We start from the raw sequence: 8,840 nt of genomic DNA, 5'->3' as shown, positions 1-8,840 counted from the left end.
CTTATATTCTTAGCATAGGAAAAAAGCGCATATTTTATAAGACATAAACGTCAGGGTACACCCATGACACTTGTCATGGGTGACAGCCTTCCGGTGGGTTATAAGAAAATGGTAAACTAAAATAAATGAGCAAGGGTTTGCGTTAAATGGTGCATGGGGAAGCATATATGTGACCAGCAAACTTTTGGGAAATGAAAGTGTTGAATAGTAAGGGAGTTCAAAATGAAGCAGTTTACTAACATTCTTCTTATTATAATCGGAACGATCTCATTGATTCTGGGAGTGCTTGGGATTGTGCTGCCGCTGCTTCCCACCACTCCATTTTTATTATTAACCGCCGCTTGCTATGTAAGGAGTTCGGATCGTCTTTATAATTGGTTAATGACGAATAAGTGGTTTGGTTCTTATATAGAGAACTACAAAGCGGGCAGGGGAATTCCTCTAAAAGCAAAAGTATCTGTACTCATTATGATCTGGAGCTCTATGCTTTATTCAGCTTTTTTTATTGCTCCTAATCTGCTGTTGAAAATCGGCTTTATCTTTGGCGCCTGTTTCTTTACCGTGGTGATCGTATTAACGAAAACCTTGCGGAAAGAGTAAGGGAGATTATTCAAGTAGCTCTGATTCTGAGTGTTGATCTTACAGATAAGCTCCCGTTTGCGTAACAACGGTTTCGTTCATTTTGTGTGGAAAAAATGGGGGATGGGAAATGGCTCCCTTTCCACGGGGAAGACGGCAAGCCTCCTCAGTCTTCGACTTCCGGGGTCTCGCCAGTCTATCCTTTCCCGTAGGAGTGTCACCATTTCCCAACCCCCATTACCATAGGCAGAGAAACGAAACCTAAGAGTAATGATTATAAAGAAAACGCTCTAGAAAAGGCTCTACTACAAGTGTTTCAAACGTTTTTTTAGGGTTGATTTATTGGCACGAACAGGAGACCTTCCTAAGCATCCTATCGCAAGGTCCGGAGGGGGGCGATGAAGACTACTGTGGGATAAACATGATCGGTGAGACCCCGGAAAGCGTTAGCTTGAGGAGGCTCAGCACATGCCCAGGGAAAGCGAATCGCCCCCCCGCAGGACCTTCACTCTAACCCAATATCTCGAAACTGAGTCTTACAGAAAACGGCCCGATTGTTTAATAACTCTCTTATGAAAATTCATAATAAAGCTTAAAATAATTTAAAAGTAGTACTTGTATATGTTGGAAGGTCATGGTAATCTTTAACTACATTGTATTGCAAGTTAGTTGCAATACATTTGTTTTGGTGTACTATCTTGCATAACAAGGTAGTTAAGTAAGGAGGCAGATGAATTGTCATCAAGTCAATTGCTGAAAGGAATCCTGGAAGGCTGTCTGCTGTCGATCATTTCCCAGGGAGAAACCTATGGCTATGAAATGATCGAGAAGCTTAACCAGCACGGATTTACGATGGTGAAGGAAGGGAGCATCTATCCGCTTTTATTACGAATGAAAAAAGAAGGATGGGTGGTAACCAGTCAGAAGCAGCTGCCTTCTGGTGGTCCTAAAAGGAAGTATTATAAGCTGACGGAAAAAGGAGAAGTCGAACTTGAGGAGTTCAAGAAAAGATGGGATACCGTTTCAAGCAGTGTCGAGCGATTATTGGATAAGGAGGGGTAGAATTGGAACTTTCTAAAGAAAGTAAAGACTTTATCGGCCGGTTACAGGTGTACTTAATGGCGAGTGGTAAAAAGGAAAAGGAGATCGAAGAAATAACGGAAGAATTGGAAGATCATTTGCTTGAGGCTGAGCGAAGAGGCAAGAGCATAGAAGACGTTGTCGGGAACTCTCCTAAAGAGTACATGGAACAATTTTCACAGGAGATGAAACTGGATAAAGGTATGATCTTTAAAGTTATTCCTTTGATTTATATAGGAGCCCTTGCCTACCTCCTGATTGGTGAAATCATGGATGGAGGAGTAGAATTTTCTCTACTAGAGGCTGTTGGATATCCCGTGATTTTTCTTTTCATTATTGGAATTTATTCCTTTGGGCTGCGATACATCAGCAGCAGCCAGCCCGCCAGATGGAAAGAATGGCTGATCTATGGCATTTGCGGCATTGTGCCTGTAGGTTCCTTCATTGCGCTGATCTTCATGAATAATCATTTTAACACCCCCGCAATTGAATTCGGAAAAGTCGGCAATATGCTGGCGTTTCTTGTGGCGGCGGCTATTTTCATTGGCATGGCGTTATGGAGCAAACTTTGGCTGCCGATTATTATTCCGATTCTCTTATTCGTCCCAGAGTATCTGATTGGGTTAACCGGACTATCGACATCCATGCAGCTGACTCTGACCAGCATCCTCATTTTTGCGGGACCTCTGATTTACTTTTTGATCGTGTACAAAACAGAACATTCGAGCTCGACGTAAGGATAGTGATAAAGATGGGTCTAACGGAAACTGAGTTGGGCAGACACAAATTAGAAAAACATATATCAAACAAAAACGCCTGGACTTGAGCAGTCAGGCGTACTGTTTGTATCGGATAGCTTGATTAACTATTCAAAGCCGTCATTAAAAAACAAATCGCTGTGATCAAAGATAAGGGGGTCATGACAAGCTTTTCCTTATTACTTTTCGAAAAAAGGTTCATGACGGTATTCAGGAATAAATAGAAAGCGAAAAAATAACAGGCTCCTCTTGCAATGGGTGCTATTAAATCGATTGAAATTACATGCCCCGCCTGTAATATAAACAGAATGGCAGCCAATTGAATCAGGACAGAGATTGCGCAGGCTATTCGCATTTGTTTTGGTAATACTTTATACTTTCCGCCCATGGCAAACTCTCCATAAGGTAAACCTAACGCTAATAATACGTACAAAATAGCTATTGCCAAAAAAGTAATACTGCCAATCCAAGCTGTTATCACGGTATCTCCCCCAACAATGATTAGCCTTTTAACCTAACATTCCTAACTTATTTCCACATAGAATCAAAATTACCCTTCTGGTAAAGCAACTTTAGCAATTAGCACGTTGATAACGGCTATGGTCATTTGTCACAGTATATAAGGAAAGCGATGGAAATTTATTCTCCACCGCTTCAAAATGTTTCTTATAGTCCAACTTGATCAACCGCATATTCGGCTTGTTCTTCTGTAAAGTATTCAAAATCTGTAAGCTGCGTTTTTAACCCGTCACGGCTAAAATTCATGGTATCTAAATAAGATTCGGCAGATTTAACCGCTTGCTCTTTCCAATCAACGTCTATGTTATTAACAGCAAACTCGGCTTGTTCTTCGGTATATCCCTCAAAATCAACCAATTGTGTTTTTAATCCTTCTTTTGAAAACGCCATAGTGGAAATGTAAGATTCGGCTGATTTCACTGCTTGTTCTTTCCAATCAACGTCTATGTTATTAACAGCAAACTCGGCTTGTTCTTCGGTATATTCCTCAAAATCAACCAATTGTGTTTTTAATCCTTCCTTTGAAAACGCCATAGTGGAAATATAAGATTCGGCGGATCCTACCGCATTTTCTTGTCCTTTAGTCATTTCCGGCTCTTGTTCTTTTGGCTCTTCATTTGGCTCATCCGTTGATTCTTCTGTCGTTTCTTCTGTATTGGCATCGGCATCCTCATCGCCGGAGCTTTCATTGGTTTGCTTTGTTTCGGTTTCTTCTGTTTCGGTTTGTGTTTGTTCCTGGTCGCTTGAATTGCTTTCGCTTGTGTTATCATCGCCGCTTGTCGCAAAGATCGCAATAATTATAACGATCACGACTACCGCACCGATTAATGTTAAACACCCTTTAAATAGTTTCCCCATGATATAATCCTCCTATTTTTTATAAATCCATTATGTAACTTTACTATATTTCTTCTAGTTTTTTAATAGTTTTTTCCTATTTCTTTTGGAACATGGAGATTTATAAACTTGCTTAAGAAAAAAAGGCAGCCTGCCAGGGGCTGCCACTTTCTTTTAAAGCGGGACTGCTTCTTTATTTTTAATCCTTTGAACCATTTCATATGTTTTATATCCACCACTTAGATTAACAGCCTGATACCCATAATTCATCAATGTTTTAACGGCTAAATATCCACGCATTCCCACCTGGCATGTCACGTAAATAGGATGGTTCTTAGGTAATTCATGCCGTCTTTCTCTCAGCTGCCCTAATGGGATGTTAATGGATCCTTGGATAAAGCCGCGTTCTCTTTCTTCCGGCTCTCTTACATCCAGTAGAATTCCGCCCCAGGCTACAATTTCATCGATTTTGTCGTAATGAACAACGCTCAGTTCCTTATCTACTATATTCGCGGCTACATATCCTGCCATGTTTACTGGATCCTTCGCAGATGAATAGGGAGGAGCATAGGAAAGTTCCAGATCGGCTAAATCTTCAACCGTTAAGTTTCCTTTAATCGCTGTAGCAATAACGTCGATCCGTTTTTCGACTCCTTTGACTCCAACTGCCTGGGCTCCAAATATTTTTCCTGTATTTGGATCAAAGAGTAATTTGAGTGAAAGAGGGCGTCCTCCAGGATAATAGGAAGCGTTTGAAGAAGGGTGAACATGGACAGCTTCAAACGGGATGCCAAGTTGGTCTAGTAATTTTTCATTGTTACCAGTAGCTGCCACAGTTAGATCGAACACTTTGGCAACAGACGTTCCGAGTGTGCCGTTATAAGACACCGCTTTTCCATGAATATGATCCGCTACGAGTCTTCCCTGGCGGTTGGCGGGCCAGGCAAGAGGCACCATGGTTTGAGTCTGCTGAATGTAATCTTTTACTTCGATGGCATCGCCAATAGCATAAATGTTCTTATCCTCGGTTTGAAGATGTTCATTGACGATAATCCCGCCGCGCTTGCCAGTAGAAAGCCCGGCAGTCTTAGCGAGTTCGTTCTCAGCCCGAACACCTATAGAGAGAATCGTCAGGTCGCTTGAGAGGAGCTGTCCGCTTTGCAGTTCCACTGTGCTTCCCTGATCACGGAATGCTTTAACTCCATCCTCTAGTATTACATTTACCCCTTGATCCAGGAGTTCCTGGTAAACGATAGCTGACATTTCATAATCCAGTGAAGACATGACTTGATTTCCTAACTCTACAAGGCTGACCTTAATCCCGCGGTGCATTAAATTCTCAGCCATCTCAAGACCAATGAAGCCCCCGCCAATGATTACGGCTTCCTGAGCTTTTCGCTCATCGATCCAATGCTTGATTTGGTCCGTGTCGGGGACAGATCGTAAGGTGAAGATATTGGCTGCTTCCTTGTATCCTTCCAGATTCGGAATAATGGGTCTGGCTCCTGGAGAAAGAATCAATTTATCATAGCTCTCTTTATATACGGCGCCGGTTTTTAGGTTTTTGATGGCCAAGGTTTGTAATTCACGATCGATTTCTACGGCTTCACTTAGATTCCGAATATCTAACTTGAATTTTTTGGACATGCCTTCTACAGTTTGTACCAGCAAGGCATCACGATCTGTAATTACGCCGCCAATATAGTAAGGAAGCCCGCAGTTGGCATATGAAATGTATTCTCCTTTTTCAAGTACAATAATTTCATCTTCTTCGCTTAAACGGCGAAGTCTCGCTGCTGCTGTAGCCCCGCCTGCTACTCCACCTACAATAATAATTTTTCTGCCCATCATCATCTCTCCTTTATCTTCACCTTACTTAACATTATGTGATTTATTTCACAATGTGAATGATAATTTCATATTACCCCTTCTTAGCAGAAAAAACAATATACCCCTTAATGTATATTTTGTGACGGTTTGATGGAATTTATATGAATCTTTGTCTGGATGTTAGGAAAACGCTTTCAAACATGGTAAAATAGTAGTGTAGAAGAAATGCATATACTTGAATGGAGGTTTTCCTATGACTAAGAAAATCCTCGTTGCTTATGATGGCAGTGAACCTAGCAAACAGGCCGTGAAGGAAGCAAAAAGCCATGCTCTTGAATCAGTAGACAGAGAAATTCATGTTGTGTCTGTCGTCAAGCCGACTGGTCCATTTACAAATGCCGCCCTCTCTAAAAGTATTGGGGATGAAATGGCTAAGAAGTATGAGAATGAACTAGTAGCGATTAAAGAAGAAAATGAAGGTGAAAACATTACGATCGTCACGCATGTGCTTGTAGGGGAGCTTGAGAATAACCCAGGGGAAGATGTATGTGCCTACGCTGAAAAAGAGGGAATTGATATGATTATTGTCGGAAGCAGAGGGCTTGGCAATGTGAAGCGGATTTTCCTTGGAAGCGTAAGTAATAACATCGTGCAGCATGCGAAATGTCCAGTCTTAGTAATGAAATAACATACGGGTAACGCCTTTCCATTTCCGGAAAGGCGCATTTTTTAGATATAGGAGTGAAAAAACAAAGACGCCGGCTTTTATAGAGCTGGCGTTCTTCGTCAATCAAGTTCTCTCAATTCTGTAAAGGTCAGAAATACAAAGGAGGCAAATAAAGTAACCAATATAGAGCCGGCGGCCATGATGTGGTGAATGGATATTCCTAAAGAGAGTACAGCAGAGGTAAGGGCATAACTGACAGGAATGAGCCCCATGGATGCTAAGGAAATCAGCCCCATCACACGCCCCAGCACCTTTTCTTCGATAATACTTTGAATTGCTGATATGGAAGAGATATTGGATATAGAGAGAAAGGTCCCAAATAATCCGAGCATGACCATGCTTTGCCACAGTTCTGCCGTGAAGCTCAGCCCTATAAAGGCGATGCCTGAAAGGACCAGCGTCAGAAGGGTTATTTTCCCTCGTTTTCTGGTCACATTTAAACTTCCGATCACGATGGAGCCAACGAGCATTCCACCCGCTAAACCAGCTTCAAGAAAGCTGAAATCCACTGCCGTACCTTCCAGAATATTTTTAACAAATAAAGGGAGACCCATCGTCATCGGTCCAACGATGAAGAGATTTAGAAATATAGTGGCTAATACGATAAGGGTGAGTAAGCGCGAGTCTTTAACATAGGCGACTCCTTCCCTGAAGGTCTGCCAGAATTTCTTATTTTTATTCGCCTCCATCTCTGCGTCTTTTTTCGGCTTCATAGAAATAACCAATAGACTGGCTGTAAGCAGCATGGCGGCCGTCACTGCAAATACGATTTCATAATTGCCATAAGCAATGAGCACGCCTGCAAGCATAGGTGCCAGAATAAAGGAGGTCTGATTGGTCATCTGGATAATAGAGTTACCTCGAGTCAGGTTTTCTTTTTGAACAATCGATGGAATAATGGCACTCTCAGCTGCCCAGAAGAAGGCGTCTAATATTCCGAAGAAAAAAGCAAACCCGACGAATGTCCACAGGGTAATACTACCGAACAGAAACCACAGCACAAGCCCGGCTAATAACAGTCCTCTTATAAAATCTGATAGAAACATAATCTTCGTCTTATCGTATCGGTCCGCCACTGTACCGCTAATGATCATAAATAGAAGGCGGGGGATGCTGGCTGCGATATAAATGAGCCCAAGGGAAGCTTCAAGATTCAAAACATTGACCACATACCAGCTTTGGGAAAATAAAAAGAACGAAATACCGAAACTGGATAAAAGAGCAGCTCCCCATAATAATAGGAAGTTGCGGTTTTTAAAAACGGAAGGTGTACTTTCTTCCTGGAGATCGTCCGTACGTTCACGAACCGTAGCTTCGTTTACTGATGACATTTTCATCACGCCTTTATAATTGGATTACATTTATTGTATAGCGGATAAGGGAATGCCACGATGAACTGCAGAAGGAATTTAATTCAGCCTTGAGGCTGAAATTGGCGGGTATAATTTTTCGGAAGTTGATAATCTTTAGCGGTAATGTGTCTAGGAGACTTATTCAACTAAAGGGCCGGATTATGGAAGACTCAGTTTCGAGATATTGGGTGGAGAAAGGGACTCCAGGGAACGGCTCGCTTTCCGGCCCTGCACGACGCAGGGTCGTTCGACGTTGCCACAGGACGTGGCGGTCTTAGTCGAACTTCTTCTGTGCTGAGCCTCCTCAGGCTTCGCCTTCCGGGATCTCACCGATCATGTTCATCCCGCAGGAGTCTTCGCCGTTCCCTTCCGCTCCTTTGCGATCATGGAGAGCTCGAAATCCTTTACGTAAATGCCTTCATATGAGGAAGAATAACCTATGCGATCAACGCTAAGCACCGACTCTATAAACGCCGCTATAGAAGCATTTAAGACGATTTAAGGTTCCCGCTTTTTCTACTGGCAGGTTCCGTTCGCAACATCATAGTTGGGTTGGTGGGGAAATGGCGAGACTCCCATGGGAGAAGGGACTAGGTGAGATCCCGCAGGGAGTGAAACGAACGAGGAAGCTCACCGTTCCCCCATAGGAAAGCGAGCTATTTCCCCACCAGCCCTTCTCCACATATCGTAACGGACCCGGTTTATCTCGAAACTGAGTTTTCAACAAACGGGAGCTTATCTCTAATAAAATCAATATATAGATTTACCAGAGCCTATCTTTTTGTAAACGCATTCATAAGGTGTGGTAAACTGAGTACATAACCATATTGTGTAAATTATAAGGAGGAAATGCGTGATGTCGAACTTCGGTAATCAGATTCAGTTCAAGATCTACCAGACGATGCCCGATCCGGATCCAGACAGACTTCCCGTCGTTTATGAAGAGTGGGAAAAACTCGCAAGAGAGGTACTGGAAGATGGGCCTTATGATTACATAGCTGGAGGGGCCGGCGGAGAAAGCACGATGGATGCCAATCTCGAGGCATTCAAGAAATGGAAGATTGTCCCGAGAATGCTTAGAAACGTAGAAAGTCGCGATTTAAAAGTCGAGTTATTCGGTCATACATATGCATCGCCCCTGATGCTTGCACCTATTGG

The 8,840-nt window shown here is 42.6% G+C and carries 9 protein-coding genes; 5 read left to right on the top strand and 4 right to left on the bottom strand.

Going from position 1 to position 8,840, the window contains the following annotated elements; genetic code table 11:
- Positions 1–222: 222 nt before the first annotated feature.
- The 3 genes from WAM07_RS04800 to WAM07_RS04790 all read left to right on the top strand — a co-directional run bounded on the left by WAM07_RS04800 (position 223) and on the right by WAM07_RS04790 (position 2,396).
- The gene (locus tag WAM07_RS04800; RefSeq protein WP_422165233.1) at positions 223–600 is read left to right on the top strand and encodes a YbaN family protein; all 378 of its coding nucleotides are present in this window, start codon (positions 223–225) and stop codon (positions 598–600) included.
- 714 nt (positions 601–1,314) lie between these two features.
- On the top strand, positions 1,315–1,641 hold the full coding sequence (locus tag WAM07_RS04795; RefSeq protein WP_422165231.1) for a PadR family transcriptional regulator: 327 nt from the start codon (positions 1,315–1,317) through the stop codon (positions 1,639–1,641).
- A 2-nt stretch (positions 1,642–1,643) separates the two neighbouring features.
- Complete coding sequence (locus WAM07_RS04790) at positions 1,644–2,396, top strand: DUF1129 family protein (RefSeq protein ID WP_422165230.1); 753 nt, start codon at positions 1,644–1,646, stop codon at positions 2,394–2,396.
- 124 nt (positions 2,397–2,520) lie between these two features.
- On the opposite strand, the gene WAM07_RS04785 is transcribed toward WAM07_RS04790, so the two are convergent.
- The 3 genes from WAM07_RS04785 to WAM07_RS04775 form a co-directional block, all read right to left on the bottom strand.
- The gene (locus tag WAM07_RS04785; RefSeq protein ID WP_422165228.1) at positions 2,521–2,898 is read right to left on the bottom strand and encodes a hypothetical protein; all 378 of its coding nucleotides are present in this window, start codon (positions 2,896–2,898) and stop codon (positions 2,521–2,523) included.
- A 185-nt stretch (positions 2,899–3,083) separates the two neighbouring features.
- Positions 3,084–3,794, bottom strand: coding sequence for an Ltp family lipoprotein (locus WAM07_RS04780; RefSeq protein WP_422165226.1), 711 nt, complete (start codon positions 3,792–3,794; stop codon positions 3,084–3,086).
- A gap of 153 nt (positions 3,795–3,947) precedes the next feature.
- On the bottom strand, positions 3,948–5,621 hold the full coding sequence (locus WAM07_RS04775; protein WP_422165225.1) for a CoA-disulfide reductase: 1,674 nt from the start codon (positions 5,619–5,621) through the stop codon (positions 3,948–3,950).
- A gap of 235 nt (positions 5,622–5,856) precedes the next feature.
- Between WAM07_RS04775 and WAM07_RS04770 the strand changes: the two genes are divergently transcribed.
- Entirely contained in the window at positions 5,857–6,291 is a 435-nt protein-coding gene (locus WAM07_RS04770) for a universal stress protein (RefSeq protein WP_422165223.1), read from the top strand.
- Between the two features lie 98 nt (positions 6,292–6,389).
- Here WAM07_RS04770 and WAM07_RS04765 read toward each other — a convergent pair whose 3' ends face one another.
- Positions 6,390–7,661, bottom strand: coding sequence for an MFS transporter (locus WAM07_RS04765; RefSeq protein WP_422165221.1), 1,272 nt, complete (start codon positions 7,659–7,661; stop codon positions 6,390–6,392).
- Between the two features lie 877 nt (positions 7,662–8,538).
- Between WAM07_RS04765 and WAM07_RS04760 the strand changes: the two genes are divergently transcribed.
- Positions 8,539–8,840: alpha-hydroxy-acid oxidizing protein (locus WAM07_RS04760; protein WP_422165219.1), on the top strand; the 302-nt coding region annotated here is incomplete at its 3' end.

This window comes from Halobacillus sp. (assembly GCF_049282395.1).
Taxonomy (GTDB): Bacteria; Bacillota; Bacilli; order Bacillales; family Halobacillaceae; genus Halobacillus.
The sequence above is the reverse complement of the archived record's forward strand: the minus strand, read 5'-3'. Positions and strand labels throughout refer to the sequence as shown.